Source organism: Desulfitobacterium hafniense DCB-2 (assembly GCF_000021925.1).
GTDB classification, from domain to species: Bacteria; Bacillota; Desulfitobacteriia; order Desulfitobacteriales; family Desulfitobacteriaceae; genus Desulfitobacterium; species Desulfitobacterium hafniense.
Genome location: NC_011830.1, coordinates 218,244 through 244,514, shown reverse-complemented (window position 1 = coordinate 244,514; position 26,271 = coordinate 218,244). Strand labels below are relative to the sequence as shown.

Below are 26,271 nucleotides of genomic sequence, written 5' to 3'. Positions count from 1 at the left end.
CACAAAATTTTCTTAAAGGCGGCCTAAGGATTCTTTGTTGGAATTTCCGGATTCCCTCCGAGATAATACAAGCATACTCGATTCTTATAATGGCATCAACAAATCAAATGAGGAGGAGAAAACATGGAAAACATGAACCGAAGAAATTTCTTGAAAAAGGCAACCGTTGGTGCGGCTGCTCTAGCCGGAGCAAGTATGCTGACGGCCTGCGGCACCCCTGAAACCGTTAAACCCAACTCCGATGCTTCCCCTGCCGGCAGAAGCTGGGATTATGAAGTGGATGCTGTGGTGGTCGGCGGCGGACACGGCGGCCTCTGCGCAGCAGCTACAGCAGCGGAAAGAGGGAAAAAGGTACTGCTGGTGGAGATCAGCGGCATTGTCGGCGGCGGCTCGGCTTGGTCCGGCGGGATTCTCCATACCTTCGGCACCCAAACCTATGAAGAATATATGGAGTACAGCGAAGGGCTTCATGATCCTGTCCTGGGCAAGCTCTTCTTTGAAACCTTTAAGGGAGAATTCATGCCCTGGGTTCAAAATACGGTAGGCGCGCCTGTCTATATCATGGGCCCCCAGGCCGGGCCCAACGGACGCCCTCAGGATAAGGTACCCAACTCCATTGGTGACAAAGAGTGGAAGATGGGAACAAAGGAAGACAAAGGCTATGCCGGTCTGCGGAATTATTTTAAGGCCATTGAGGACTATGTAAAAGCCAAAGGCGGTACCGTCCTGCTGAAAACAAGAGGTCTTAACCTGATCACGGACGGCGAAAAAGTCGTAGGCTTAAAGATCGTCACCCAAGGGGAAGAACCGAAATATGTCAAAGCAGGCGCAGTTATTCTGGCCACCGGAAACTTCTTCGCCAACAAAGGTTTGCTGACCCAGTTTGTAGGGCCTTATGCCTACAGAACCAAAGTCATGGGCGTCCCTTACGCAACAGGAGACGGTCTAAGGATGGGCCAGGGAGTCGGAGCCATGCTTAGTGAAGGCCTAAGCACCTGGTCGGGAACCCTGGTCTGTGTCACCCATAATAACGCAGTTACGGATGATCCGGCAGCTTATGAAAAAATAATCGAAACCGATCCCAACAGCATGGCCGGTATCAATAAAGGACGGCCTAATCCTCCCTGGTTCGGAACCGGCACAGTCCTGCCGGAATTGGTTCCCGCTATCGTCGTTAATCTCAACGGCAAGCGCTTTAAGGATGAAGCCCATCCTATCGACTCCAAATATCCCCGCCTCACCGATGCGGTTCTCGTTCAGCCTGAAGGGATGGCCTTTGTCATCGGCGACCAGGCCATGTATGACGCCAACCCCAGCACAAGCGCTATGATGAAAATTATTAAGGACGAAGGCGTAAAAGTAATCGAAGGGGCCACTTTGGAGGAATTTGCCGCGAATATGGAAAAGGCCGGTGTCTATAAGGCCAACTTGTTGAAAACCATCCGAGAGTACAATGCAGCTATTGATAAGGGGACGACCATGGAACTGGAAGTACCCAGAGAATATAACCTGAATAAAATCAGCACCCCGCCCTTCTATGGCGTACCGGTCACAGGACAAATCTATTGCAACTTCGGCGGATTGGCTATCAATGAAAACGTACAGGTCCTTGATCACCAGAAGCAGCCTATCCCAGGCCTCTATGCCGTTCCTCCGGCAGCCGGCGGCGTTATGAGAAGCATCTATACCGGAAGTATCGCTCTGGCCGGCACCTTTGGCTGGCTGGCGGGAAAACAAATATAAATTTGGCGCTTAGAGCAATCAGAGGGGTAAGATAAATGAACAAAAAAACAAGCAGATTTCTCTTGCTTATGACCTTATTCTTAGGACTTTCCTTGGGGATTTTCTTCAATGCCGCCACCACCAACGCCTATCCGGATATGAGTGAAGACGGTGTAACCTGTACTCCCTGCCATGAGGAAGGGGAACATGGCGGCTCCGGCGAACCGGCCACTGAGCCGGAGCCAGCGCCACCAGCTCCGGCACCTGTGCAGCCGACTCCGTCACCCCAAGAACCTGCACAGGAATCCCCGCAGGTTGCCAAGGAGCAGCCGGATTCTGCGGATACAACAGGTGCGGTGAGTCCGGCGTTAATCGTCGGTGTTGTTGTTCTTCTATTGCTTGCGGTATATCTCTTCGCCTTTAAGAAACACAAATAAGCGACAGTGATTTGACATGAAGAAGAATCAGCAGGTCTGGTTCTTCTTCTTTTTTGTTCTTCAGGCTCCCTTTTCAGGGCAAAAAAAGCGTAACTCTTTAAAATTACGCTTTCATGAGGTACCAGACCCTTTGCCAGGTCCTTTTAATGCTGACAGCTGTGCTCGTGTTCATGGCAAGAGTCTCCAGAGTCTTCCAATGTCCCTTCAAGCCATTGCTGTGCTACCGATTTAACTTCTCCTGAACATCCCCGTATTACGGAAATGCCCGAGTTGCTCAGTACCCTAACGGCACCCTCACCCATATTGCCGGCTAACATGAGTGTTACACCCATTTCAGCAAGTGTTTGGGCAATGTTGGATTTACAGCCACATCCCACGGGAGAAGAGACTGTTTCTTGATCCACCAGTTCTTTCTTTCCTTCATCGACAGAGAACACTGTGAAATACTCACAATGGCCAAAGTGGTCATCAATCCTGTTCTGGCGAGAGGGCAAGGCTATTTTCATACATTCCTACCTCCATGTACTTCAACTGAGAGCAAGATAAGTCATTATTGACATATGCCCTTTATAGGAAATAATATCTTAGTTTCAGGCATATGTCAATAACCCTTGCCCAGGGTATCTACCCAGCCAAAAAGGGGACTGTCGCGCCAGTCCCCTTTCTCTCTGATCTCCTTATTCTTCTTGCGCTTCAATGAGCTGCATGAGAGTTTCTTGTTCTTCCTTGATTTTTTCCAACTCGTCGGCTAGATTCAGCGCGGCCAGAATGGCGATTTGATGAATGGCTAAGCGCGGTGTCCGTTGGGCAATGAGACGCATCTTTTTATCTACTTCACGGGCAACCTTCAGGATATGCTCCGGGCTTTCCTGTCCGCGAATCACATGTTTTTCCCCAAATATCTCAACAATGACCTTTTCATTTTCTTCAGCCATATGACACCCCCCAGATACTATACTATTTTCTCCAGGCAGCTCCAAATTCCTTTTCAATCCCTTCAAGAACTTGCTGATTTAAGGCATTGACCTCTTCGTCCTTCAGAGTTCGATCCAAGGCTTGATACTTCAGCGCAAAAGCCAGGCTCTTACGATCTTCGGGAATAGGTTTGCCGGTATAGACATCGAAGATATTCACCTGAACCAAAAGCGTTCCTCCCAGCTCCTTAATCCGTTTCATAACATCCTGGGCGGAGACCTCCAGCGGTACCACTACAGCCAAATCCCGCTGCATCGCCGGAAACTTCGGTATGGAGAAAGCTCGAATGGTCCGGTTGCCGGCCTCCAGCATGGGAGCCACAGCCAGTTCAAAAATCAAGGCCCTTTCCAGTTCCCACTCTTTGCCTAAAGCAGGATGAATTTCGCCCATCAGACCGATCTTTACCCCGTTGAGGTAGATATCTGCGGAACGCCCCGGATGGGTGAGCTCCTGATTATTGGGCAGCCGATAGTCGAACTCCAGACCAAACTCACGAGCCACTTCCTCCAGAATCCCTTTCACTGTATAGAAATCATACTCCGTTACCGGGGTCAGCCAATGGCGGGAGGATTTGCCCCAGATCACCCCGGCCAAATGCAGCTCCTCTTGAGGAAGCCTGACCAAGGGGCGCTCCTTGCTCTTATAAATACTGCCCATCTCGAAGAGCCGAATATCCAGGTTCCTGCGGGAGATATTCCGGGCGGCAATCTCCATAATGCTAGGAAGCAAAGCAGTCCGCATCACACTTAACTCTTCCCGCAGCGGATTCAGCAACGGAATAGCCTGATCCATATCCCCAAACTGGCGATCGGCATCGGGGCGGGTGAAGGAATAGGTCATGACCTCATTCAGACCCAAACCAACCAGAAGATGGCGGAGCGTACGCTTAAATTCCTGCTCAGGAGTTCTCCGTCCCTGAGTCTGATCTCCTTGGGGCAAGGTCGTGGGAATCCGATCATAGCCTGTCAAACGGGCCACTTCTTCAATTAAATCTTCTTCAATAGTAATATCGGAACGATAGGTAGGAATCTGAACTTCATATCCCCTATCCTTTTCTTGATAAGGAAAACGCAAGCGTTTGAGAACCCCGGTAATCTCTTCCTCAGTAAGAGCCGTTCCCAGAAGGGAATTGGTCTTTTCCACAGTAAGGGAAACCGCCGCAGGCTCTGGGAGCTGCCCCGCTTGTTCGACAAACCCTACCGGTTTTCCGGCTCCCAGCTGGATAACCAACTCAGCTACACGGCCCAGGGTCGCCGCTACACCATGTGGATTAACCCCTTTTTCAAAACGATTGGATGCCTCTGAGCGCAGTCCCAAACGACGGCTGGTGCGGCGAATGCTGACACTGGAAAAATGAGCCGATTCCACGAAGATCCTTTTGGTGGAGTCGGTGATTTCACTGTTTAAGCCACCCATGACCCCTGCCAAACCAAGGGCTTTCTCGTCATCAGCAATGAGCAGCATTTCCGGATCAAGCTCCCGCTCTATATCATCAAGGGTCACCAGCTTCTCTCCAGCACGGGCCCGGCGAACGTGGACAGCGCCGGCGATGGCATCCCGATCAAACGCATGCAAAGGCTGTCCCATCTCCAGCATAATGTAGTTGGTAATATCCACAATATTGCTGATCGGGCGCACTCCTGCTGCTTTAAGACGTTTCTGCATCCACTCCGGAGAAGGCTCAATGTTGACATCTTCTACGACTAAGCCGGCATAGCGCTGGCACAGACCCGGATCATCCAGAACAATCCTGGCCTTAGGATCCCCTGGGTAATCCGGGCCTTGGGACCCCTCCGCCCATGCAGGCAGATGCAGTGCTTCCCCGGTCAAAGAAGCAACCTCCCGCGCCACATTCACCATACCCAAACAATCGGGACGGTTGGGATAGAGTTCCAGATCCAGGACGCAATCCCCTTCGCCAAGAACGGTATCCATGGTTGCCCCTAAGGGAGTCTCCTTCTCTAAGATAAGAATGCCGCCTTCACTGCGCGGGTCCCCTAAGCCGGAGTCCAAATGAAGCTCCTCAGTGGAACAGAGCATCCCTGAAGATTCCACTCCCCGCAGCTTCGAGACTTCGATATGAACTCCGTTGGGCAGCGTGGTTCCCGGCAAAGCCACCGGAATCCGATCCCCGACCAGCAGATTCTGAGCTCCTGTAACGATGGTCGTGGACCTGTCTCCCAGGTTCACTTCGCAGATCCACAGCTTATCCGCATTAGGATGATGTTCCATGCGGGTGATTTCGCCGACCACGACTGCCTCCAGCCCTTGATTCAGATACTCAACGCCACCGACCTCAATCCCGCCCCGGGTTAAGCTTTCCGCTAAATCCTCAGCAGTCTGAGCGATATCTACATATTCCCGTAACCATTCCAAACTGACCTTCATACCCCTGCCTCCTTAAAACTGCTGCAAAAAGCGCAAGTCGTTATCGAATAAAAGCCGCATATCTTCAATGCCGTACTTCAGCATGGCGATCCGTTCTACACCCATACCAAAAGCAAAGCCTGTTAATTCTTTGGAGTCATAGCCGCCCATTTCCAGAACCCTGGGATGAACCATACCGGAGCCCAGAATCTCAATCCAGCCGGTGCCTTTACAGATCCGGCAGCCGGCTCCGCCGCAAAGCATGCAGGATACATCCACCTCGGCACTGGGTTCAGTGAAGGGGAAGAAACTGGGACGCAAGCGAATCTCCCGGGACTCCCCAAACATCATTCTTGAGAAGCTTAAGAGGATTCCTTTAAGATCCGACATACGAATCCCCCGATCCACCATCAATCCTTCCACTTGATGGAACATCGGCGAGTGGGTGGCATCATCATCATTCCGATAGACTTTACCCGGACAGATGATCTTCACCGGAAGTTGAGGCCGCTGCTTCTCCATCGTTCGTATCTGAACCGGTGAAGTCTGAGTCCGTAAAAGGATCTCTTCCGTTATATAGAAAGAGTCCTGCATTTCCCGGGCAGGATGATCCTTAGGCAGGTTCAATGCCTCAAAATTATAATAATCACTCTCAATCTCCGGACCTTCAGCAATCTGGAAGCCCATCCCTAAAAAAATCTCTTCGATTTCTTCGATGACCTTGGTCAAAGGATGCTGATGTCCCCGGGGCAGACTTACTCCAGGCAGACTAATATCCAGCTTTTCCTCTTCCAGCTGTTTCAGCATAGCCGCTTGGGACAGCTCTTCCTCACGACGAACCCAGGCCGCTTCCAAGATATCCCGCGTTTCATTGACCACCTGACCAAAAATCGGCCGCTCTTCCGGGCTTAAGCCGCCCATCTTCCGCAATTGAGCGGTGAGGGAGCCTTTTTTGCCGAGAACCTTAACCTTCAGCTCCTGCAGTGCTTCCAAAGTCGAGACCTGCTGAAGCTCTGCCAGTGTTTCTTCTTGAATACGATGAACTTCCTGTTTCAACGAAAACCCTCCTAAGTTAAGATTTAACCTTTGACTTAATCCATCCTATATAAAAACAAAAATTCTCATCCCTATAAAAGGGACGAGAAATAACTCCCGCGGTACCACCCTGGTTCAGCTCAATGATGAGCCGCAGCTTCCTTCTCCGCTAACGGTGGAGACCGGGTTTACCTAATTCTTAGTTCAGCAAACCACTCACAGGGGAAATTTAACACCTCCGGCATCAGCCGGAACTGAGGACTCCTCTTGGTTAAGCTTTCAGTCTTAGGCTTAACCTCCCTGAAAAAGAAAAGCTCCTTTTAACCTGATCATTGCATTTTCTTATTCATTGCCAGATTGTTGTTCAGAGTGTACTGCCTATACAGCAAGTAGGCATTTGGGGAACCGGTTGCCTCAAAAATCTTCCATAACCACTCTGCGGGTGACATGGTTAAGCCCACCTTTCGGCCTGGATTCTTAAACCTGTTCATTGAAATTATAGCACCACCCGCGGCCGTTTACAAGAAAACCTGGTCCAAAAGCCGCTATTTTCAAGTTGTTGAGGTCATTCTGCGCCTTACTTCATAAAGAATAATTCCTGTTGCCATCGCCACATTGAGAGATTCCACCTGATGGCTCATCGGGATAGTAATCCGCTTCACCCCAGGGCCCTGAAAGGCGGCGGAAGGTCCGTTTCCCTCATTGCCCACAACCAAAGCCATCGGCTGCGCAAAATGAGTCTCATAAAGATCCGTTCCCTCAACATCGCCGACAAAAACAGGAATCTTATGGCTCCGGCACACCTTAAGAATCTCCTCCGGCTGGCAATGGGTGACTATGTTCAGAGAAAAGATCGCTCCCATGGTGCTCCTCAGCACCTTAAGATTATAGAGATCCACGGTTCCTTCCGTCAGACAGACTTGAGTTACCCCTGCAGCCAAGGCCGTCCTCAGTATCGTTCCGCAGTTGCCGGGATCCTGAACTCCATCCAGGATCAACAGCATGGGTATGGCACTCCTGCCCGCCGGATTAACTATTTCTATAAAATCATCCCAGGTCCACCTGGACTGCTTAACAACGGCCAGAATTCCCTGAGGATTTTCCGTATCGCTCATTTTGCGAAGCACCCGTTCATCCACTTCGATAACCGGTACCCCTTTAACTTTCAGGGCCTCCGCCAGCTGCGGCCATGATTCATTTTTGCATTCAGAGCAAAAGAACACCTTTGTCAAATGAGCACCCCGGGCAAGGCCCTCTTCCACAAAGCGCCAGCCTTCGATCAGAAACTCACCGTTCTCCTCACGGAACTTCCGCTTATGGAGATTGACCACATATTTGACTTGCTCATTCTGCAAGGAGGTCAGCATATCATCACCCCAAACCCCTATGTAAAAAGGGTGCCTCAGCACCCTTTGATGTATTCTTTACTTCGCACTCACTTGAGCTTTCGCTACATTGACTAATTCGGTGAAAGCTGCTGCATCATTGATAGCCAGATCAGCCAACATTTTACGGTTGACGGATACTCCGGCTATTTTCAGGCCGTTCATCATCCGGCTGTAGCTTAATCCGTTCAGACGGGCAGCTGCATTGATACGAGCGATCCATAATTTACGGAAATCACCTTTTTTATCTCTGCGGTGAGCATAGGCATAAGCCAAGGACTTCATGACTTGCTCATTAGCCGGACGGTAGAGCTTGCTCTTTGCTCCACGGAACCCTTTAGCAAGCTTTAATACTTTTTTATGACGTTGATGCTTCGTTACCCCTCTTTTTACACGGGCCATAGCGAAGACCTCCTTACATGTTAATCTCTGTCATCTTCTCATCTCTTATCTGCCCGGCTCATGCCGAACAAAGCTTGTCTCACAATGCGCCCCGACCCTGCCAATCTTATAGATAAGCAACTAAGCGGGCAATGCGTTTAGCATCGGTTTTGTGCATAACAGTACCTTTGCGCAGATTACGCTTACGCTTTGGAGATTTCTTCTCCAGGATATGGCTTGTAAAAGCATGATGACGAACAATTTTACCCGTACCTGTTTTCTTAAAACGTTTCGCAGCTCCGCGGTGAGTTTTCATTTTTGGCATTGGGATATCCCCCTCTCGTGTTAGTCGTGTTTCACAGGCGCTAAAATCATAATCATATTGCGTCCTTCAAGCTTGGGATCACGCTCTATATTAGCCTCAGCTTTACAAAACTCAGCTAGACGCAGGCATAAAGTTCTTCCCAGTTCCGGATGGGTAACCTCCCGACCACGGAACATAATCGTGACCTTAACCTTATCCCCATCATTTAAAAAGCGTTGGGCATTGCGTGCTTTGGTTTCGAAGTCATGGTCCTCAATATTAGGGCGAAGCTTAACTTCTTTGATTTCCATGGTCTTCTGTTTTTTACGGGCCTCTTTATCCCGTTTGGCCTGCTCATACTTGTACTTACCATAATCCATGATCTTACAAACAGGCGGCTTAGCAGTTGGCGCAATTTCCACTAAATCCAGAGATTTCTCAGCAGCAATCCGTTGAGCATCTCTAAGCTGGACAATCCCCAATTGCTCTCCCTCTTCCCCGACAAGACGAACTTCCCGGGCCCGGATTTCGTCGTTAATCCGTAAATCCTTGCTAATAACGAACCACCTCCAAAAAAAATCACACAAAAAAGACGGGCAGAGTTCCACCCGTCTTCCATACAAATCATGAGCAAGCACAGCGGCTCAGGACCCGAAGATACCTCATCGACTCAAGCCATGAGGTGAGAAGCGGATGGCTTCTACTTGAACATTAACATTATATTGGGTTCTGAGGTGATTGTCAAATATAATTTATTCTGCCATGATATTCTGATAAATACTGTTCAGTCCCGGTTCTTCCAAACGCAGATCAAGTACTTTCAGCATCCCATCCATTACAGCTGTTATGACTTGGGTCTTCTTGTCTTTTGGACAATCAATGCTTACAGTTTTTTCTTCAAGCTGAAATGTTTTAATTCGCTTTCCCACGAGTATTTCCTCTAAATCAACCGGAATCACAGCAAGATCTATTTTTATTTTCGTGGGCAGACCCAACCTATCCTGTAATTCTGCCAAGCTGCCTTGAGCAATCATTTCCCCGCGATTCATAATACCAATCCGCTGGGCCAGTTCTTCCACATCATTAAGATTATGTGAGGAAAATAAGATGGTTGTCCCTTCCTTGTTCCAGTTCCGAATCATTGCCTTTAATTCCAGGATGCCGATAGGATCCAACCCGGTTGTGGGTTCATCCAATACAAGCAAATCGGGCTTGTGGATAATAGCCTGGGCCAAGCCTAATCTCTGCTGCATTCCTTTGGAGAAAGTCCCCACTCTCCGGTGTTCTGCTTCCCTTAACCCAACTTGTTCCAACACCTCTTCACATCGTTTCCTGGTGATCCCTTTTAATTTGGCGTAAAACGATATCGTCTCCCATGCCGTTAAATTATCATAAAAATTCATTCTCTCCGGCAAATAACCTACCCTTTTCTTAATCTCCTTATTCTTGGCATCATAATTTAACCCCTCAATTTCGATCATCCCGGCGGAGGCTTTTACTAACCCTAGAATCATTTTTATTAATGTTGATTTTCCGGCCCCATTGTGCCCCAACAAGGCATAGATTTCCCCTTTTTCCACTGTTAAGTTAATATCCTTAACGGCTTGAAACGGACCATAAAACTTCTGGGCATATTTCACTTCTAAAGTATTGATAACTTCCATAGGATCCCCTCCTAATAATCCTGTTTGCGGCCGAACAAAATTGCCGCAATCAGGAGAGGTATGATCATCCAAATCAGAAGGGCTCCATATAATAAAAGTTCCCCCGATCCCTGAGTGAGCATCCTCGTCAAAGCGACCAGCGTAGGTCCAAAGGTTTCTTCACCGCCAAGCTGCAAAATGACCAGTACACGTACCATATCGGCCGGATTAGCCAGCAGAAGCAGCAGCAATAAGGGGATAATAACAGATACATTGGATAAGCCCGCCACCCCTATAGCTAAAAAATCATAAACTAAAATCATTAAAAACCAAATAAAAATCCCCAAACCGATCCCCTGAGCTCTTCGCGAGACGATGACAGAAATGAGTATAGCGATACTGAGGAATACCATGGCTAAAATCATAGATAAGCTTACAAACATCAGATAATCCGTAATATTGATGGACCCTGTTTTCCAGGCGATCACGACTCCCGCCCCACCAAAGCCAACCAGAATAGAAGCAATTAAAGCCAGGGCTAAACCGCCGAACTTGCCGATAATGACTTCAGCTTTATCAATGGGCTGGGTGAGGAGAACGTGAAGGGAGCCGGCTTCCTTTTCACCGGCTACCGTCGCCGAGCCCATCACAAGCGCAATCAAGGGCAGCAAATACAGCACCAGATTCAAAAGGCTGGCCGTGACCCGGTTAAATCCCTGCTGCCCACCAACCCCAAGACTGGACAAACCAAAAAAAGAAACCAGAAGGGCGATTAAAGCAAAAACCACGGTAAATGTACCCAACCATTTACTGCGTATGGATTCCAATAGTTCCTTTTCTGCTATGGTCACTACATTGATCAGCTGCATCTAATTTCCCCTCTCTTCCCGCATTTCTCCTGTATCCAGGTCCTGGACATTAAAATCTTCCTGATTAAATTCTATATCCAAGCCGATGGTTAAGGGCTCTGTCAGAACCTGTTCCCAGGTCAGCTGTTTCCCTCCCACCTCTTGGGCAAATTTCCGGGCCGTCTCCTCGGCTGCAAAGGCTACGATTCCAAAACTCATAGGAGTATCGATCCGGCCTTGTACATAAAAGGCCTCCTGGGCCTGGATCCATTCCATGTTCTGGAAATCTTTGACATAAGTGGCTAAAATACTATCCTGTGCCCCCGCTTCCAATCTTCGCATAAAGATCGACATACATCCTATATCATCAAAAATCTCAACTTGCCCCTGACTGTCAATAATCTGGGCCGCAAAATGCTCATCAATGACACTCATCCTGCAGACGGGGCAAATATCAATAGTAGGGTCAATTTCCCGGGGAGTCCCGGCAGCGTCTCCTGACGAACATCCTGTAAGGAATAAACACCAGAGAGAAAGCAAAACCACCATTATCTTGCGACTCATTTTTGGCCTCCTCTCAAATAATTCTCCACCCGTTTAATGCCCTGGGAACTCACCCCAAAGGCCCGGGCGGTTATCATCCCTGCTATGAGGAGCATAAGCAGGGAATAAGCACCAAAGACCTTATTGGAAACCTGATTCTTCTCGATGTGAAACTGCCCATTAATCTCTATCGCCACCGGCTTGATTAAAGGATATGCATCTTCAGCTTTAGGGATTTCTATAACCGGAAACATGTTTTCGGCAAACTCCAAAGCTTTAGCAGCGGGACTGTTTAAGAAAAGACGCACAGCAGGCGCTTTATTCATTAAATAAGTAAAAATATCTCCTGTCAGATAGGGCGTATCACCTATCCCGTTCTGATCCAGATCGAATCCCCGATAGTCATTCCAATAGTTGCCCGTCCCCTCCTCATAGAACACATTCCCCTCCCCAATCCTCCCTGCCCGGAAAGCGATCTGCTCCATATTGTCCATAAAATTATTTTCTGTAAATGTATTGAATCCCGAACTGGAAATCAGATCGATGCCGATATCGTTGGCGGCTACCAAATTATTGCGGAAGATATTGTGGTAGGACACATCGAAGAGCGCCCCCCTGGTATTGCCGAAAAAAACATTCCCCTCGGCCAGACAGTCGTTGCAATTGGAAAACAGCACTCCGAAAGAGCGGTGACCACGGTTATAGGCGAAAACATTCTCACGGAAGGTTATTCTTTTGGAGTACATGGGGGCCGCTCCGGCCACATTATTGGTCGCAATATTTCCCTCAAAGTAATTATCATCAGAATACATATAGTGAATGGCGTAGCGCACCCCATCAATATGGTTATACAAAAGCCGATTATCGTGAGCATAGTTGAAGTAGATGCCATCCCTGGTATCCGTAATCTCATTATTCTCGATCAAATTATGGGATGCTGCAAAAAGATGAATTCCGTCACCGCTCTCCCCTTCAAAACTAGGCAAAATGTCATAGGTGCCGGCCTCCCCAGCCTCGTCTTTTTTTGATGCTTGCAGCTTATTTTTGGCAGGTCTGCCGATAATCGTATTATTGCGGAGCGTATTATGAGGAGATTTCAGCAGATACATCCCAAAGAGATTATTGGTCAGCTTGTTATCTTCAATGACATTGCCGGCGGAATAGAGCTTGATCCCCGCATCGGAGTCCTGCAATCTTTTGCCGCTGCCCATGACTTGAAACCCTTTAAAGGTCACTCCATCCCCTTTAATGCTGACCACATCTCCTTCACCTCCCCCATCAAGAATCGGCATACCAATTCCGATGAGGGATACCGCCTTATCGATCACAATCTTTCCCACGTAGGTCCCGCTATAAACATGAATAGTATCCCCGGGAGCAGCCCTTGCCAGGGCAGATTGAATACTCTCCGCCGAGCCGCCTCCTTGAACTTCCAGGGTAGCGGCATGAGCTGATAACGGAATGATCCACAGGAAAAGAAACAGACTCAGCCAAAAGCAGCGCCTATTCTTTTTGCTTTTCATGTTCCTTAAACCTCCAAGCAGCCAGCAGCATCAGGATAATGCTCAGTCCCAGCAAATATCCGCCTGAATTAAATCCTGTGTAGGTAATAAAATTGGCAAGCTTATTGGTGCCGATAATCGGCGGGGTGAAGGGATCGATCTTAATTGCCGCCATGGGATCCAGCTGGGTTCCATAATCCCGCAGCCAGCGCCATAGGTCATACACCCCGATCATGCCTCCCACAGCACCCAGACCGGCGGTCAGCCAGGCAAGCCACCTTTTTTTCACCAGGGCGGTAATAAGAGCCAGGCCAATGATCACATAGGCAACTTTAGTAATAACCTGAAATTCCGGGAAATCTTCTTCGCTGATCCACTTCATGCCGATATAGTGATTAATATTATTGATAATATCGATGCGGCCATCCAGTTTGTCCGGATAGACAATCACGGACAAACCCTCCGGATATTGGGGTGCCACCAAGTCTAAATGCCACCAAGGCAAAAAGAGAGAGGCTAAGAGAATTAAGCCGGCAGCACCAAACATGATTCTCCCGATGAGATTAAGGTTTCCCTTGAAAAGCTTTCTTACAAAATCCATGGTTAACCGCCTTTCCTATCGATTAGGGGGGGAGGGATCCCTGAGCAAGGATCCCTCTCGATTCTTCTATAAAGCCCTGGAGAGCTTTATAGGCCTTTTGGTTTGACAATAAACCAGCCCTGCATTTCCTGATGGAGGGCCGAGCAGAAGTTGGTGCAATAGAAAGGATAGACTCCCGCTTTATCGGCGACAAATTCAAATTTTATCGTCTCACCCGGTTGTGCTTCCGCATTAAGGTCATACAGACAAATACCAAAGCCATGGGTGATATCCTCATCGAAATCCGTATTGGTTAAATACCAGGTCACATGATCCCCTTCATTGACCTCCACATGATCCGGGTAATAGCGGCTGCGGAAGCCCATTTGATAGACTGTGACATTGTTGCCATCCCGTTCAATGCGGGCATTTTCTTTCTCATAGACAGCACCCGGCTGACTGGGATCCTTCTCAAAAACTTCCCAGGTCGTAATCTTATCGGCTTTAATCATCTGAGCGAAGTGAGGCTCAGGATCTGTGGGAACATCCATTAAGATTTTCATCTTATCCGTGGTTAAATCAATCAGCTGGGCGCTTTCGGGATGGGATGGCCCAACGGACAAGAACTTATCCTTGGCCAGCTTATTTAAGGAGACCAGATACTTGCCGTCCGGAGAGACAGTGTCTCCCTCAGCAGCACACAGATGACCCGGGCAATAATGTACCGGAGTAACGTCGACAACCTCAAAGGTGTCCAGACTCCATTTGGCAATAGTACTGTCGATGAATAAGGTGGTATAGGCATAACCGTTGCCGTCAAATTGAGTATGCAATGGTCCTAAGCCCACCGGCACTTCCGCCACTCTTACTTTCTCGTAATTGACAACCGGGAAACCTCGTTCCTCGCCCTGGAAGTCTTTGTTGTCAATGCATTCCTTGAATTTCTCAAAGCTGAATACGGTAGCTACCGGAGCCACTTTTCCGTTAGCAATAAAATACTTTCCATCCGGTGTGACATCCACACCATGGGGGCTCTTCATAGCCGGGACCAAGTAGACGGAGCCCGGTACATCCAGGGGATCAATCATTTTGACGCCATCAACTATTTTGTATTTTCCTTCATTGGCCGCCTGTTCAAGCATTTTCCAATTTAAAGCGACCACATAATCCATTTCCCGCTGGGAGGCATTGACCTCCAGCAGCTCATAGGCCTCCTCAGTATTATAGGTCGTCAGAAAGGCCCAGCCCTCACTGTCCAGCTTACCGGCATCCGATAAATCGAAGGACCAGGGGGGCATCAGCACTTCCCACCCCACGCTCATCTCACCATTATTGGGGTCGATAGCTACTGCTGCTAAAACACAATTATAATCTTTTGATAAATTCTCAATGGGAGAATAGGTCCCATAGGGTATCGGTCCGGCAAAGCGGGACCCCAGCATAAAGTATTCGGAGTTAGGTGTCATAAATACAGCGCTGTGGGGTCCATAAATATTAGGAATATCCAAAATTTGACTAGTCCTGAAGGAATCCAGATCGATCCGGGCGGCCCTGCTGTTGGCATTATCATTGACAAAAAGCCAGCGCCCGTCATAATCTCCCTTGGTCTCGCTCAAAGCAGGATGATGGACATCCCCCCAGCTCCATTCGCCAAGCATTTCCTTGGATTCCGTCGTCCAGCCATACCCCACGGCGGACTCGGGGGTAAATACCGGAATTGTTCTAATCCGCCGCATGGATGGCACACCATAGACGAAGACATTACCGGAATGGCCCCCTGAGGCAAACATATAATACTCATCCAGCTGACCGGGTGGCACATAGGTTTTCAGAGCCGCCTGCACCACATCGTCAGGCACTCCGTCCACAGATATATTTTTCCCGCCGAAGGCAGCAGCCGCCTCCGCCTCGGGATTAAGCTGGGCGGATAAGTAAACAGCTATGACCAGGCCAACCAGCAGCCCTGCCAGGGACAATACAATCTTCTTAAACAGTCCTTTTTCCACTTGCTAAAAACCTCCCTATACATTTGCATTATTATATTGCCGATATCGCTCTTTACTCCGGGTTATTGGTATTTTCCGTACTTTCATTCTCCTCACCGGCTGGTTGCTGGGCCGTCTCTCCGCCGGCTGCCGTTAATAATTCGAGAACCTGATTTTTTTCATCATCTGTAATATCCATTCTGACAAACATCTCAGCCATTGTCCCTTCCGGTTCTTGTAAAAACTCAGCGAGGGTCTTTCCAAAACGATCCGGCACATCCCCATACGCCTTGGTAAGATCGGGACCGGTCACACCGCCGGCTATTCCGTAATAACTGACTTCATGACACTGGGTGCAGCCTTTTTTTAGAAAGAGCTCTCCTTCTCTGGCTGTTCCTGAGGCACCGCTGGGCTCGCTGCTTTGAGTCCCTGCAGACTGCTGAGGCTGCAAACCTGATGCATAAACCAGCTTAGCCTCACGATCATCCGGCAGCACATAATGGGGTGCTGCAATTACACTCCCTGTGATCCCTACCAAGAAACCCATCCCCAGCCAGATGCAAAAAATTGAAAGCAAGTGAAACGATGGATTATTCCGCCCGTTTCCCGTCATTGATTCACCCCCAAACGCGTCCAACTCCTAATCCACAATAAAGAAAATCTGACAGTGTCAAAAATGCAAGGCAATATACGTTAAAACCACCATTAGGATCAGTACGATCTCCGCTCCGATAATAACCCATGGCCTTTCTTCAGGCCGGCGGGATGTACTTTTATCCAGCCATGGCAATAAGATGACGCCTACAACCAGAAGGGCCGGAATCAGCAAGCCCAAAAGCTGAGGGACAATCTTTAACAGACCAAAAAGCCACATAAAATACCAATCCGGTTCAATATGGGCAGGGGTCATGACAGGATTGGCCGGCGGCCCCAAGTCCTTGGGGATTACTCCAGCCAGAAAGAAAACAACGCCAAGAATACCAAGGGCTACACTCACTTCAGTGGTTAAATGGTTTGGAAAAAAGGGTACCGTATCCTTATCCAATTCCTTTTTATTGATGTCCATTATCATCACCTCCTACAGTGGACCGGAAATCCCCTGTTTACGAATCATTAAAAAGTGCGCAATCAGCAACACTATGACAACCACCGGCAGTACTACGATATGGATAATAAAGAACCTCATCAGGGTATGGTCCGTAATCTTGGTTCCGGCCTGGCCCAGCAACAAGAGCTGATCACCGACGATAGGAATTGACCCCAATATCTTGGTGCCGATAATTGCCGCCCAGTAACCCACCTGATCCAGCGGCAAAAGATAGCCTGTGAAACAGAATAAAATGACTAAAAGCAGCAGGAGCACACCCACTACCCAATTGAACTGACGAGGCGGCTTGTAGGCGCCGGTAAACACAACCCGCAAGAAATGCAGAACCACCATAATCAGCATCAGGTTAGCCGCAATGTTATGAACCGAACGCAAAGCTTTGCCCATGAAAACTTCATCATTGATAAACATCACGCTCTGATAGGCGCCTTCCATGGTCGGGTTATAGTAAACCGCCAGCACGATACCTGTAACAACCTGAACCAAGAACAACAGAAAGGAGATCCCGCCAAAACAGAATATGAAATTACGGGCATGCCTGGGGACAGGATGTTCAGCGATTTCCTTAAACATGTCTTTTACTCCGACCTCTTTAGGTTCAATCGCCACGCTAAACAACCTCCCTTTGCACCATGACATAACCATCTTCCACCCAGGCCCTTAAACGGGTTAAAGGTTTGGGCGGCGGTCCCTCCAGAACATTCCCGTCTTCATCGAATATGCCGCCATGACAAGGGCATTCAAAGCGTTTCTCCGCCTCATTCCACATTACCGTGCAGCCGAGATGGGTGCAGACCCTGGAAAAGGCCCGATATTCATTGCCTTTTTTGAAGATCATAGCGGGAAGGCCATCATAGATGATTTCTTTGGGCTTCTCCAAAAGTTCATCTTCCTTGAGAATTGCCATTCGCGGAGGAAGGGGCCTTAAGGCCTCGGGGGGACTGATCATCTTTCCTACTGCAACTGCGGGGGTTCCCACACTCAAAACCAAGGGTACCCCGGTCATGATGCCGAGGAATTTGCGTCTTGATATTTCCCCTTTATTGTTGTTCTCCATTTTCCATACCCCCTTTACGGTCCAGAATCAAAACTCTCCATGTATAAACTGAAAAAGCGGCTGCAAAGCAAATTAACCCCATAAAAATGGCTACCCAATAGGCGTTTCCTGCTGCCCAGCTCCTGGCGATCATGAAGACCAGAGTTATGGCCGCCCATATTCCCAGTGCCAAAACCACAAAACCTTCCTTATCCCCTTCTTCATTAAAAAAACTCATACTTTAATCCCCCATTCCTCCTTAGAACCCTACTTTATCTGGGGTAAGCTTCCTCCAAATACTGAAGAATCTCTGCTTCCTCTTCCTCTTGCATGAAAGCCCCATAGCCCTTCATCAAGCCAATAATTTCCGGCCAAGTGGAAGAACCTTGATAATTCTGCACAGTATCCACGGTATGGCAGGCTGTGCAGGTCGACTGAAAGGTAAGATATCCTGCTTGCCCTGCGGCCTCTGCTTTTTCCGGAAGAGGAACAGCATAGGATGCAAAAAGAGCAAATCCCATTACCAAACCAACGACAACCATATTGAGCCCTAAAGCCTTGCTTAATTTTCCGGTGACCAACCCCCGCAAATGATTCAACCTCCTTTGTCCATCCTCTAAGAGGAGCAAATTTCCTTGATCAAGCCTTAATGTCTTTAGAAGGCGAAACAGGGAGCTTTTCCTGGAAGACCGCAACCAACCCATCAATTATTGTCAAACTTCCCAGGACATAGAGAACTCTGGCGGTGGTATGGCACTCCATCGGGTTCATGCAGACGCCAATTCCCAGATTTGTAGGCAGGATAATTACAGCACACCCCAAAATCATCAGCACACCACCCAAGGCTTTTTGAGCGGGAATGGATGTGTTGAACAGATAGATCAAGGAGACCAAAACAACGACTATGCCTAAAAACACCTCCCCTTGGCCTGTATAATGGCAGCGCATATGGGTCATCTTGCCTGAGGTTAGTTCCAACAATCGTTGACAAACCGGGGCAAGCTGGAACGGAGTCAAGGCGGTCAATAGACCCAGCGCCGCCCCCAAACCGCCAATAACCTTAGTTACTTTTCCGTTCAAAAGTTTAACCTCCATTCATTTAACCTCACCATCACTTGGATAGCGCCTATCCTGAGCTATAAACGGCTCCCTTTCCCAAAATCTTTTCCTGTAACTGCCCCTGACTTAAGCTATAAACCCGTCCGGCATAAACCGCTAATTGCGGATCGTGAGTAGCAACCACAACAATCTTCTTTTTTCCGGCCTGCTCCCCCAGCCACTTTCCCACAAAGTCCTTTTTCTCCTCATCAAGTTCCGCCGTGGGTTCATCAGCCAGAATCACCTCCGGGTCATTAGCCAAAGCCCTGGCCATAGCCACCCGGCGCCTCTGGCCGCCGCTTAACTGATAAGGTAAAAAATCAGCCCGTTCCGTCAACTCCAGCTGTTCCAGCAAAAGCTCAACCGTTTTCTTTTCCGTCCTGCCATCCCTTGCTTTCCCTCCCTGAATCCAGAAAGGAAGCATGATATTTTCCTTGACGGTCAAGGTGGGAAGCAGATAGCACGCCTGGAACATGAAGCCCATCTTCCGATTTCTCAATTCGGCTAACTCTTTTTCCCCATAGTGGAGGAGGGAACGCCCGTCTATATCCACCTGTCCTTCCGAGGGTCTTAACAGGCAACCCAGGATAAACAACAGCGTACTCTTGCCACAACCTGACGGCCCATAGAGCACGAGAGAATCCCCGCTCCTCATAGTTAAGTCAATGTTTCTTAGGGGGGTAACCTGATCTCCCGTCCCATCCCGGTAGTAGTGTGTAATGTTTTTTAACGATATTTCCATAGTACCCCCTACCTCAGCTCTCCTTCAGTTAGAGCGGTTACGGGATCCAAGCGTGACGAACTTCTGGCCGGCCAGAAGGCGGCTAAACAGCAGATGAGAAGAACAAAAGCGATAATCCCCAAGCCAGCGGCACAAAGCTGAGCCGCCCCAGGCAGCATGAAGGGGAAGGAGCTGTGCTTGCTCAGGGACTTTGCCAGATAAAGAACCAAGCCATATCCAGCCAGGCATCCCATGACTGCAGCCGCCAGTCCGCTGCAAAGGGTTTCCAGCATGACCAGCTTAAATAGGTTCCCTCTTTCCGTTCCCAGTGCCCGCAACAGAGCCAATTCCTGCTGTCTCTCCAGTACCAGGGAGGAATAGCGTGACGCCAGGGAGGCCATGGTAATGCCGCAAATAATGACCACCAGCAAACGCAGAATTTCTTTAATCACGAGCAATTCTTCTTTAAGTTCGGAAAATAATTTCCCTGCTGCCACGCTTTTAATTCCACTGATCCTATCGATAGCTTTGGCAACTTGATTCGGATCAGCCCCATCTTTTGTTTTAATCAATACCGACGAAACCAACTGTTCCGGGCTCCCGGCCTCCTGCCAATATTCCTGTAAATAGGGACTTTTTCCGGCCAGTCTCCGGGCCGTTGCAATGGGCACAAAGATCGTGTCGTCAATACTTCCTCCCATGGGTTCCAGGTAACCGGCAACATCAAAGGGTTCAGCTAAAACCACCACCCGGTCCCCTAGAAAAGCAGGCACATTCCCGCCCACAATAACCTCCGTGTTCTTTAAATCCCTGCCCACTCCCTTCGCCAATAAGTCCCTGATCAGAAAGTCCGTCTGTGGATCATAGCCAACCAGCCGGTATTCTTCCGGAAGGCTGCAACAGCCCTGATTAAGCGTCTGGCTGAAGAATTGTGCCGATATGGCTTCCACACCGGGCACCTTCTCAATCTCCTTCAATACTTCTGAATTCATATAGATATTGGCAGGAGCCCCGGTAAACAGCACCTGACCTGGTTCAAGGTGGGCATCCGCCGGTATAGCCATAACATCCGCTCCCAGATTATCGACGGCACTTTGGCCCCCTTTCTCAATGCCCCAGACCAACAGTATCCCGGCTGTCAGGGCGGCAGCGCAGGCTACGACGACAAACAGGGTGAGCCCCTGCTGCCAGAGCCGTCTTTTGGCATTCCGCCAAATTAGTTTTGCAAACATCATTTCACCTCCATGCCCAATGTTGCCTAGTGCTAAGACTATACCTTTGTCATCGAGAAGCTTGAGAAGATTGTTACTAAATTCGTTTTTGCAATTATTGTGCCAACAAAACTAAAACTGCTTATCAGCAGCTATGTGAACGTTCTGTGAATGTTTTGGGATATCTTTGTGAAGCGAAGCTATGTCCTGTTGGGGCATCAATGTCCCTCGATTGTCCCAGAAATGTCTCACTATGCTCTCTTATCCTCGGACATAGCGGCAGATTATCTAAAATTAAGTTGGTACGCTATTTGCATTAAAATCTAAGGAGGTCTCTGAGCAATAAAAAAACTCCTGCTCAAAAGCAAGAGTTTTCTTATTTAGGCCTAATCATAAGGAGGTTTTATTTATGGGAAAAGCAACAATTAAAATCATCTTCAGTCTTGCCGCAAGCCTGGTTCTCTTTGTCAGCGGCTGCTCCTCAGGCCAAGAGCCCGGCTCTGCCCCTATCACACCCCAAGAGAAGCCTGAAATTGAGGTTTTCAGCAAAACCATGGAGCTCAATAAGATCGTTGATTTAGATACTATGAAATTGAGAATTATCAATGTCAGTTTGGTAAGAAACACCGATCCCGACCCAGATGCCCCCCTGGGTAAAATCGCTTTAGGTATAGAGATCGGAAACACTTCCGATAAAGATGTCCTATTTTATCCCGAGGATTTCGAAATGACCATCGACGGCAAGGAAATTGCTTCGCCGGATCTCACCTTGACCTCATCTTTAGGCGGGACCTACCCTCCTCAGCGGGTGCAGCAGGGCTTTATCACTTTTCCTATCAAGGAAAAGGAAGTCACCTCTGTGAAAGAATTGCACTTAACTATTCCTCCCACCACAGATCAAGATGGCATAGCTACGGAAGCCAAAGAGTACACCATTCTTATCGACGATCTAGAGGCTTAACTACCTCTGCAAATCATACTTATTGATCAGCCTATGGATTGTTTTGCGATCCATCCCGGCTGATTTGGCCGCTTGAGTAATATTGCCATGATGTTTGTCCAAAAGTTCCTTAAGGTATTCCATCTCAAATCTCTTCAAGCAAATATCCTTAGCCTCGTGAAAAGAAAAGGCTCCCAGATTCTCCTGCTCAGGGAGAATCTTTTTTTGTCCGCCAATGACTTTTTCCGGCAGATCGGAAATTTCAACCATCTCTGATCCCGATAGGGAGATGGCCCTTTCCACAACATTACGCAGTTCGCGGATGTTCCCCGGCCAGGCATAGCTTTTCATGGCCTGCATGGCCTCGGGAGTGAAGCCGCTTACCTTCTTATTCATATCCTGGGAAAACTTCTTACAGAAATGATTGACCAGCAAGGGAATGTCCTGCTGCCGTTCATGCAAGACAGGGAGCTTGAGGGTAATGACGTTGATTCGATAATAGAGATCTTCTCTGAATTCTTTGGCCCGGATTGCTTTTTCCAAATCACGATTGGTAGCGGCCAAAACCCGAATATCGATATTGATCAAGCGATTGCCTCCAACTCTTCGGATCGCCCGTTCTTCCAATGTTCTTAAAAGCTTGGCCTGCATGGCCGGGGTCAGTTCTCCCAATTCATCCAGAAAGAGAGTTCCCCCATGGGCCATTTCCAACAAACCCTGCTTGGTCGTGTTCGCCCCTGTAAAGGCTCCTCTTTCATAACCAAATAATTCACTCTCTAATAAATTTTCCGGTAAGGACGCACAATCCACGGGAATAAAGGGCCCTGTAGAACGCCGGCTGTTTTTGTGAATAGCCCGGGCGATAACTTCTTTCCCTGTACCGCTTTCTCCCAGGATAAGGATGGACGCATCGCTATTGGAAATCTTGCCAATCGTCTCAAAGACATCCTGCAGTCCTCCCCGTGCGCCAATAATATTATCAGTGTTCAAACCTTCCTGTAGCTGAGCCCGCAGCAGTTGATTTTCCTCTGTTAAGGCGATATGTTGAAGGGCCTTATTGATGGTCAGCTGCAGCTGTTCGATGGGGAAGGGCTTGGAGAGATAATCGTAGGCCCCTTCTTTCATGGCCTGTACAGCTGAGTCCACCGAAGCATACCCTGTGATCACAATGACTCTGGCCTTGGGAGTACATACTTTAGCTTTTTCCAGGACTTCAAAGCCATCGCATTGAGGCATTTTGATATCGGTTATGATCAGGTCAGGCTGCAGCCTGTAAATCTCCTCCAAAGCCTCGCAGCTATCTTCATAGGTCGTACATTTATAGCCCATCCGATGGATAACCCTGGCACAGGTTTCCAGCATATCCGGTTCATCGTCGATGATAACGATATGTCGATCCTCACTCATTCAAATCACCCTCCTGGTTCTCCGGTACACAGGGTAAAATCATACTAAAGCAACTGCCCTCATGGGGAGTGCTCTCCATGCGCAGAAAGCCGCCATGCTCTTTCATAATGGTCAAGCTGATCGGCAATCCCAACCCTGTGCCCAGCTCTTTTTCTTTTGTACTAAAAAAGGGGTCAAAAATACTATTCATCATGTCTTCCGGTATTCCCGTGCCATTATCCTCAATATCTATTTGAACATTATTTTTCTCGGTATCATATTTCGTGGTAATCTTGATCTTGCCTCCTTCCGGCAGGGCATCTTTGGCATTGGTCAAGATATTGACAAGTACTTGCTCCAGTTGGTCTTTGTTGCCGATAACGGTTGGCAGGCGGCTAAGGTTGAGGACAATGATGATATCCTTGCGGGAAAACTGTCTTTCCAGCCAAACCACCGTTTCCTTGATCAAATTCTCAAGATCAACTAAAGTTGTTTCATTTTTCGTTCGCCTGGAAAAAGAGAGCAATCCTCGGGTGGTCTGAGCGATCCGTTCTGTATGCTTTTTGATAACCAGCAAATCTTTGACGACCTCTTCAGGCAATTCTGTTTCCGGAGCCTCTAAAAGGAGCCATTCCAACCTGGACAAAATGATTCCAGTGGGATTGTTGATCTCGTGGGTAAGGTTAGCTGCTAATCTACCTGCAGCGGCTAACCGCTCAGAATAAATCAGTTGACGCTGAGTCTTTTCCAGCTCCTTAATGGTGTCGAACAATGACCTATTGAGCTGAGTGATTTCTTGATTAGCCTCTTCAAGATTGTTCTTCTCTTGGGCCAGGCGATTCAATAATTGAGAGCGCTGAAGGGTCGCCGCCACTTGGTTGGCAATGGCTAAGAGCATTTCTAGCGAATCCCGGCTTAATCTTACCTTAAGGAGGCTTTTAAGGGTCATCACTCCAAATACTTCCTTACCTGAAACCAAGGGCACACAAACATGGGAATGAAAAATGCCCCGGCAAGCTTCTCCGGTACAACAGGGACAAGTCTGATCCTGATCAGAAATCATCGGCAACTGATCCCGTATCGCCTTACAGTCCCCTAGCTCCAACCTGTTGCAACCATGTCTTTTGGGAAATATATTGAAATTGCATTGGTAATCAGCAAAAATATCTTCCATCACTTCTTTGATGGCCGGCAGCAGCTCTTCTATTTTTATGGGCAAAAAACCCGTCATATTGTTTATTTTGTGAAGGGCAGCAATCTGTTTTTTTAGTTCTTCTTCAGAAGATAAGGCCGTATTTTGCTTTACATCCATCCTATCACACATCCCTAACCGCCTTAATCAATGCAGCAAGATTCTCCGGCTTGGTATCTAAAGGCACTTCACAGCCTGAGCTTAAAATAAACCTCCTGCCGGCTGCCAGACTTATTAACTCTTTGCCTTCACGGATGATTTCCTGAGGTGTTTGATTGACAAAGCGATATGGTTTAATATTTCCGGATATCAAAAAGTCTCCTTCCCACTTCAGTGCTTCTGCCAACGGCACTTCATAATCTATACCCGCAATATCCACTCCGCATTGGCGATAGTAGGGCAAAAGCCCTTGGCTGTTTCCCGTGATCACCAACCAGGAAGCCATCGCCCCCGCCCCTTTGAATTGGGAGAAGATATCACGGATAGTGGGTAATAAATAGCGGCCAAACATCTCGCTGGGCAGAATGCTTTGGGAAGCGCTGGGATCGATTACTGCCGAGATATGGGCGCCTTGAGCAAGGAGGGCCAAACCGGCTTTTAAGGTGATTCCGGAAGCAAATCTTATTATGTCTGCAAATTCACAAGGCGAATCAAGTAAGAGGTATAAAAGTCTTTCCAGTCCCATCAACTGGCTGGCAATGCTCATCGGTCCCAAGACCACCCCGGCAATAGGCAGGCTATCTCCCAGTTCGGTCTTGAGAAGCGCGACAGCCCTCAGCAACTCCGGCATTCTGCCATCTGTCGAAGGGTTGAAATCCGGTAAGTCTTTTAATTGCCTGGGATCCTCCAGTCGATATTTTTCAATATAGGGATAAGCATTTTCCGGAAAATATACTCTTGATCCCAAAGCCTCTGCTTCAATACAATTATCGCCATAGACAAAAACCGCATCATAGTCGAACTTCTGCTGTGAATCTAATTGACATTGTGCCAAAATTTCTCCGTTTTGCAGATATCTTTTTAATTTTACATCCGTTAAAAAAGCTGCCCCGCCAAATACCAACGGAATACAAAGTGCCTCATCAAAAGCATGGCCTGCCAGAGCAGCCTCTAGCCTTTGTAAACTATTCACTCCGCAACATTCCCTTCATGAGCCTGGAGAAATCTGATCAGTTCAAAGGCATCTTTTGCTATCATGTCCACATCGAGATCCTCTTTTCCTAATTGTTTAACAGCAGCTCCCCCAGCTATCACCATAATATCCGACATCTTCTCTTCCCTTAGCAACCTCTTTATCTCCCTAATAACCGCCGCTGAAGAAAAGATTAGGCTGCTCACTCCGATAAAGTCTGCCTTTTCTGCTTTAGCAGCCATGACGAATTGAGCAGGAGAAACGTCTTTACCTAAGTCGATCACTTTATAGCCTACCGTTCTTAAGAGGGTCGTGACAATGTTTTTCCCTAAGTCATGGATATCTCCTTGAATTGTCCCCATGACGAATACTCCTTTTAACTGGAGAGGGCCAAACTCGGCCGGCAATTTTTCCATCTCCGGGCACACTACCTCATCGACGACTTCTTTCATTGCTCTGGCCGCCAACAAGATTTCCAGCAGATTAAATTGATTCATATTGCATTTGGCGTCAAGGGAGTCCAAAGCCGTTGTCAGTCCTTCGACTAATTGATTTATCCGATAACCCTTGGCTAATAAATCCCTGGCGATCGAAACAGATTCCTTAGCATTCCCTTGTATGACATTTTCGACCAGGTCAGCGACATTGTGCAAGTCTTTACCTCCTTTCTATGGGGTTATCCCTTTCCTTTCTAATCCTTTTATTTCTCCCGGCAACAGCAATATACCTCTATTTTAGCA

General features: G+C 48.2%; 30 protein-coding genes. 3 read left to right on the top strand and 27 right to left on the bottom strand.

All coding sequences use genetic code 11. From position 1 onward, the window contains the following. The first annotated feature begins 123 nt into the window (after nucleotides 1-123). Both DHAF_RS01195 and DHAF_RS01190 read left to right on the top strand, forming a co-directional pair. Complete coding sequence (locus DHAF_RS01195) at nucleotides 124-1,743, top strand: FAD-dependent oxidoreductase (RefSeq protein ID WP_011458983.1); 1,620 nt, start codon at nucleotides 124-126, stop codon at nucleotides 1,741-1,743. Between the two features lie 35 nt (nucleotides 1,744-1,778). Continuing rightward, nucleotides 1,779-2,159: a hypothetical protein gene (locus DHAF_RS01190; RefSeq protein WP_011458982.1), complete on the top strand. Its 381-nt coding sequence runs from the start codon at nucleotides 1,779-1,781 to the stop codon at nucleotides 2,157-2,159. 143 nt (nucleotides 2,160-2,302) lie between these two features. Here the strand turns inward: DHAF_RS01190 and DHAF_RS01185 are convergent, their stop codons facing one another. From DHAF_RS01185 to DHAF_RS01075, 23 genes are all read right to left on the bottom strand, one after another. Then, nucleotides 2,303-2,665: a NifB/NifX family molybdenum-iron cluster-binding protein gene (locus tag DHAF_RS01185; RefSeq protein WP_011458981.1), complete on the bottom strand. Its 363-nt coding sequence runs from the start codon at nucleotides 2,663-2,665 to the stop codon at nucleotides 2,303-2,305. Nucleotides 2,666-2,836: 171 nt separating this feature from the next. Continuing rightward, a complete protein-coding gene (locus DHAF_RS01180) occupies nucleotides 2,837-3,094 on the bottom strand; it encodes a cell division protein ZapA (protein WP_005808223.1) in 258 nt (85 codons plus the stop codon). A 22-nt stretch (nucleotides 3,095-3,116) separates the two neighbouring features. Then, nucleotides 3,117-5,522: a phenylalanine--tRNA ligase subunit beta gene (gene pheT / locus DHAF_RS01175; protein ID WP_015942636.1), complete on the bottom strand. Its 2,406-nt coding sequence runs from the start codon at nucleotides 5,520-5,522 to the stop codon at nucleotides 3,117-3,119. A 12-nt stretch (nucleotides 5,523-5,534) separates the two neighbouring features. Then, entirely contained in the window at nucleotides 5,535-6,557 is a 1,023-nt protein-coding gene (pheS, locus tag DHAF_RS01170; protein WP_015942635.1) for a phenylalanine--tRNA ligase subunit alpha, read from the bottom strand. Between the two features lie 530 nt (nucleotides 6,558-7,087). Beyond that, on the bottom strand, nucleotides 7,088-7,903 hold the full coding sequence (locus DHAF_RS01165) for a TrmH family RNA methyltransferase (protein ID WP_015942634.1): 816 nt from the start codon (nucleotides 7,901-7,903) through the stop codon (nucleotides 7,088-7,090). A 57-nt stretch (nucleotides 7,904-7,960) separates the two neighbouring features. After that, nucleotides 7,961-8,323, bottom strand: a complete 363-nt coding sequence (gene rplT, locus DHAF_RS01160; protein WP_005808209.1) for a 50S ribosomal protein L20 — start codon at nucleotides 8,321-8,323, stop codon at nucleotides 7,961-7,963. Nucleotides 8,324-8,429: 106 nt separating this feature from the next. After that, complete coding sequence (gene rpmI, locus DHAF_RS01155) at nucleotides 8,430-8,627, bottom strand: 50S ribosomal protein L35 (protein WP_005808207.1); 198 nt, start codon at nucleotides 8,625-8,627, stop codon at nucleotides 8,430-8,432. A 20-nt stretch (nucleotides 8,628-8,647) separates the two neighbouring features. Continuing rightward, the gene (infC, locus tag DHAF_RS01150; protein ID WP_026198832.1) at nucleotides 8,648-9,163 is read right to left on the bottom strand and encodes a translation initiation factor IF-3; all 516 of its coding nucleotides are present in this window, start codon (nucleotides 9,161-9,163) and stop codon (nucleotides 8,648-8,650) included. A gap of 195 nt (nucleotides 9,164-9,358) precedes the next feature. Beyond that, nucleotides 9,359-10,270: an ABC transporter ATP-binding protein gene (locus tag DHAF_RS01145; protein WP_015942632.1), complete on the bottom strand. Its 912-nt coding sequence runs from the start codon at nucleotides 10,268-10,270 to the stop codon at nucleotides 9,359-9,361. A gap of 11 nt (nucleotides 10,271-10,281) precedes the next feature. Then, on the bottom strand, nucleotides 10,282-11,118 hold the full coding sequence (locus DHAF_RS01140) for an ABC transporter permease (protein WP_005808202.1): 837 nt from the start codon (nucleotides 11,116-11,118) through the stop codon (nucleotides 10,282-10,284). Further along, entirely contained in the window at nucleotides 11,119-11,661 is a 543-nt protein-coding gene (locus DHAF_RS01135; protein WP_015942631.1) for a nitrous oxide reductase accessory protein NosL, read from the bottom strand. It lies immediately after the preceding gene. Further along, nucleotides 11,658-13,163 (bottom strand): NosD domain-containing protein, encoded by a 1,506-nt coding sequence (locus tag DHAF_RS01130; protein WP_015942630.1) that lies wholly within the window; start codon nucleotides 13,161-13,163, stop codon nucleotides 11,658-11,660. Before DHAF_RS01130 ends, DHAF_RS01135 begins: the two co-directional genes overlap by 4 nt. After that, entirely contained in the window at nucleotides 13,144-13,743 is a 600-nt protein-coding gene (locus DHAF_RS01125) for a hypothetical protein (RefSeq protein WP_015942629.1), read from the bottom strand. Before DHAF_RS01125 ends, DHAF_RS01130 begins: the two co-directional genes overlap by 20 nt. Nucleotides 13,744-13,829: 86 nt before the next feature. Continuing rightward, the gene (gene nosZ, locus DHAF_RS01120) at nucleotides 13,830-15,728 is read right to left on the bottom strand and encodes a Sec-dependent nitrous-oxide reductase (RefSeq protein WP_011458974.1); all 1,899 of its coding nucleotides are present in this window, start codon (nucleotides 15,726-15,728) and stop codon (nucleotides 13,830-13,832) included. A gap of 52 nt (nucleotides 15,729-15,780) precedes the next feature. Beyond that, nucleotides 15,781-16,320, bottom strand: a complete 540-nt coding sequence (locus DHAF_RS01115) for a hypothetical protein (RefSeq protein ID WP_015942628.1) — start codon at nucleotides 16,318-16,320, stop codon at nucleotides 15,781-15,783. Nucleotides 16,321-16,377: 57 nt separating this feature from the next. Then, on the bottom strand, nucleotides 16,378-16,773 hold the full coding sequence (locus DHAF_RS01110; protein ID WP_015942627.1) for a cytochrome b family protein: 396 nt from the start codon (nucleotides 16,771-16,773) through the stop codon (nucleotides 16,378-16,380). A 12-nt stretch (nucleotides 16,774-16,785) separates the two neighbouring features. Then, nucleotides 16,786-17,454: a cytochrome b N-terminal domain-containing protein gene (locus tag DHAF_RS01105; protein WP_172625442.1), complete on the bottom strand. Its 669-nt coding sequence runs from the start codon at nucleotides 17,452-17,454 to the stop codon at nucleotides 16,786-16,788. After that, nucleotides 17,426-17,872, bottom strand: coding sequence for a QcrA and Rieske domain-containing protein (locus tag DHAF_RS01100; RefSeq protein ID WP_005808186.1), 447 nt, complete (start codon nucleotides 17,870-17,872; stop codon nucleotides 17,426-17,428). The genes DHAF_RS01105 and DHAF_RS01100 overlap by 29 nt, the downstream gene beginning before the upstream one ends. Continuing rightward, nucleotides 17,856-18,089, bottom strand: coding sequence for a hypothetical protein (locus DHAF_RS01095; protein WP_005808185.1), 234 nt, complete (start codon nucleotides 18,087-18,089; stop codon nucleotides 17,856-17,858). The genes DHAF_RS01100 and DHAF_RS01095 overlap by 17 nt, the downstream gene beginning before the upstream one ends. Before the next feature lie 34 nt (nucleotides 18,090-18,123). Beyond that, the gene (locus DHAF_RS01090) at nucleotides 18,124-18,441 is read right to left on the bottom strand and encodes a c-type cytochrome (RefSeq protein WP_015942625.1); all 318 of its coding nucleotides are present in this window, start codon (nucleotides 18,439-18,441) and stop codon (nucleotides 18,124-18,126) included. 49 nt (nucleotides 18,442-18,490) lie between these two features. Next, on the bottom strand, nucleotides 18,491-18,946 hold the full coding sequence (locus DHAF_RS01085; protein ID WP_015942624.1) for a DUF4418 family protein: 456 nt from the start codon (nucleotides 18,944-18,946) through the stop codon (nucleotides 18,491-18,493). A gap of 31 nt (nucleotides 18,947-18,977) precedes the next feature. Next, the gene (locus DHAF_RS01080; protein WP_011458970.1) at nucleotides 18,978-19,691 is read right to left on the bottom strand and encodes an ABC transporter ATP-binding protein; all 714 of its coding nucleotides are present in this window, start codon (nucleotides 19,689-19,691) and stop codon (nucleotides 18,978-18,980) included. Nucleotides 19,692-19,699: 8 nt separating this feature from the next. Further along, nucleotides 19,700-20,902: an ABC transporter permease gene (locus DHAF_RS01075; protein WP_015942623.1), complete on the bottom strand. Its 1,203-nt coding sequence runs from the start codon at nucleotides 20,900-20,902 to the stop codon at nucleotides 19,700-19,702. Nucleotides 20,903-21,290: 388 nt separating this feature from the next. Here DHAF_RS01075 and DHAF_RS01070 point away from each other — a divergent pair, with 388 nt between their 5' ends. Beyond that, nucleotides 21,291-21,842 carry a hypothetical protein gene (locus tag DHAF_RS01070; protein ID WP_005808176.1) on the top strand — a complete coding sequence of 184 codons (552 nt, stop codon included), beginning with the start codon at nucleotides 21,291-21,293 and terminating at the stop codon, nucleotides 21,840-21,842. Here DHAF_RS01070 and DHAF_RS01065 read toward each other — a convergent pair whose 3' ends face one another. Genes DHAF_RS01065 through DHAF_RS01050 form a run of 4 tightly spaced genes read right to left on the bottom strand, consistent with a single transcriptional unit; the run spans nucleotide 21,843 to nucleotide 26,184 of the window. Next, nucleotides 21,843-23,228, bottom strand: coding sequence for a sigma-54-dependent transcriptional regulator (locus tag DHAF_RS01065; protein WP_005808174.1), 1,386 nt, complete (start codon nucleotides 23,226-23,228; stop codon nucleotides 21,843-21,845). After that, a complete protein-coding gene (locus tag DHAF_RS01060; protein ID WP_005808172.1) occupies nucleotides 23,221-24,531 on the bottom strand; it encodes a sensor histidine kinase in 1,311 nt (436 codons plus the stop codon). The genes DHAF_RS01065 and DHAF_RS01060 overlap by 8 nt, the downstream gene beginning before the upstream one ends. Beyond that, a complete protein-coding gene (locus DHAF_RS01055; protein ID WP_015942622.1) occupies nucleotides 24,524-25,531 on the bottom strand; it encodes a uroporphyrinogen decarboxylase family protein in 1,008 nt (335 codons plus the stop codon). The genes DHAF_RS01060 and DHAF_RS01055 overlap by 8 nt, the downstream gene beginning before the upstream one ends. After that, nucleotides 25,528-26,184 (bottom strand): cobalamin B12-binding domain-containing protein, encoded by a 657-nt coding sequence (locus tag DHAF_RS01050; RefSeq protein ID WP_005808169.1) that lies wholly within the window; start codon nucleotides 26,182-26,184, stop codon nucleotides 25,528-25,530. Before DHAF_RS01050 ends, DHAF_RS01055 begins: the two co-directional genes overlap by 4 nt. Nucleotides 26,185-26,271 lie beyond the last annotated feature (87 nt).

Coding starts and splice junctions, on each gene's coding strand:
- DHAF_RS01065 (WP_005808174.1), bottom strand. CDS start 23,228: ATGAGTGAGGATCGACATATCGTTATCATCGACGATGAACCGGATATG.
- DHAF_RS01125 (WP_015942629.1), bottom strand. CDS start 13,743: ATGGATTTTGTAAGAAAGCTTTTCAAGGGAAACCTTAATCTCATCGGG.
- pheT (WP_015942636.1), bottom strand. CDS start 5,522: ATGAAGGTCAGTTTGGAATGGTTACGGGAATATGTAGATATCGCTCAG.
- DHAF_RS01060 (WP_005808172.1), bottom strand. CDS start 24,531: ATGTGTGATAGGATGGATGTAAAGCAAAATACGGCCTTATCTTCTGAA.
- DHAF_RS01080 (WP_011458970.1), bottom strand. CDS start 19,691: ATGGAAATATCGTTAAAAAACATTACACACTACTACCGGGATGGGACG.
- DHAF_RS01070 (WP_005808176.1), top strand. CDS start 21,291: ATGGGAAAAGCAACAATTAAAATCATCTTCAGTCTTGCCGCAAGCCTG.
- DHAF_RS01130 (WP_015942630.1), bottom strand. CDS start 13,163: ATGAAAAGCAAAAAGAATAGGCGCTGCTTTTGGCTGAGTCTGTTTCTT.
- DHAF_RS01195 (WP_011458983.1), top strand. CDS start 124: ATGGAAAACATGAACCGAAGAAATTTCTTGAAAAAGGCAACCGTTGGT.
- DHAF_RS01100 (WP_005808186.1), bottom strand. CDS start 17,872: ATGGAGAACAACAATAAAGGGGAAATATCAAGACGCAAATTCCTCGGC.
- DHAF_RS01105 (WP_172625442.1), bottom strand. CDS start 17,454: ATGTCATGGTGCAAAGGGAGGTTGTTTAGCGTGGCGATTGAACCTAAA.
- DHAF_RS01075 (WP_015942623.1), bottom strand. CDS start 20,902: ATGTTTGCAAAACTAATTTGGCGGAATGCCAAAAGACGGCTCTGGCAG.
- rplT (WP_005808209.1), bottom strand. CDS start 8,323: ATGGCCCGTGTAAAAAGAGGGGTAACGAAGCATCAACGTCATAAAAAA.
- DHAF_RS01185 (WP_011458981.1), bottom strand. CDS start 2,665: ATGAAAATAGCCTTGCCCTCTCGCCAGAACAGGATTGATGACCACTTT.
- DHAF_RS01145 (WP_015942632.1), bottom strand. CDS start 10,270: ATGGAAGTTATCAATACTTTAGAAGTGAAATATGCCCAGAAGTTTTAT.
- DHAF_RS01095 (WP_005808185.1), bottom strand. CDS start 18,089: ATGAGTTTTTTTAATGAAGAAGGGGATAAGGAAGGTTTTGTGGTTTTG.
- DHAF_RS01140 (WP_005808202.1), bottom strand. CDS start 11,118: ATGCAGCTGATCAATGTAGTGACCATAGCAGAAAAGGAACTATTGGAA.
- DHAF_RS01135 (WP_015942631.1), bottom strand. CDS start 11,661: ATGAGTCGCAAGATAATGGTGGTTTTGCTTTCTCTCTGGTGTTTATTC.
- DHAF_RS01180 (WP_005808223.1), bottom strand. CDS start 3,094: ATGGCTGAAGAAAATGAAAAGGTCATTGTTGAGATATTTGGGGAAAAA.
- DHAF_RS01165 (WP_015942634.1), bottom strand. CDS start 7,903: ATGCTGACCTCCTTGCAGAATGAGCAAGTCAAATATGTGGTCAATCTC.
- DHAF_RS01110 (WP_015942627.1), bottom strand. CDS start 16,773: ATGGACATCAATAAAAAGGAATTGGATAAGGATACGGTACCCTTTTTT.
- DHAF_RS01190 (WP_011458982.1), top strand. CDS start 1,779: ATGAACAAAAAAACAAGCAGATTTCTCTTGCTTATGACCTTATTCTTA.
- DHAF_RS01085 (WP_015942624.1), bottom strand. CDS start 18,946: ATGGAGGTTAAACTTTTGAACGGAAAAGTAACTAAGGTTATTGGCGGT.
- DHAF_RS01115 (WP_015942628.1), bottom strand. CDS start 16,320: ATGACGGGAAACGGGCGGAATAATCCATCGTTTCACTTGCTTTCAATT.
- rpmI (WP_005808207.1), bottom strand. CDS start 8,627: ATGCCAAAAATGAAAACTCACCGCGGAGCTGCGAAACGTTTTAAGAAA.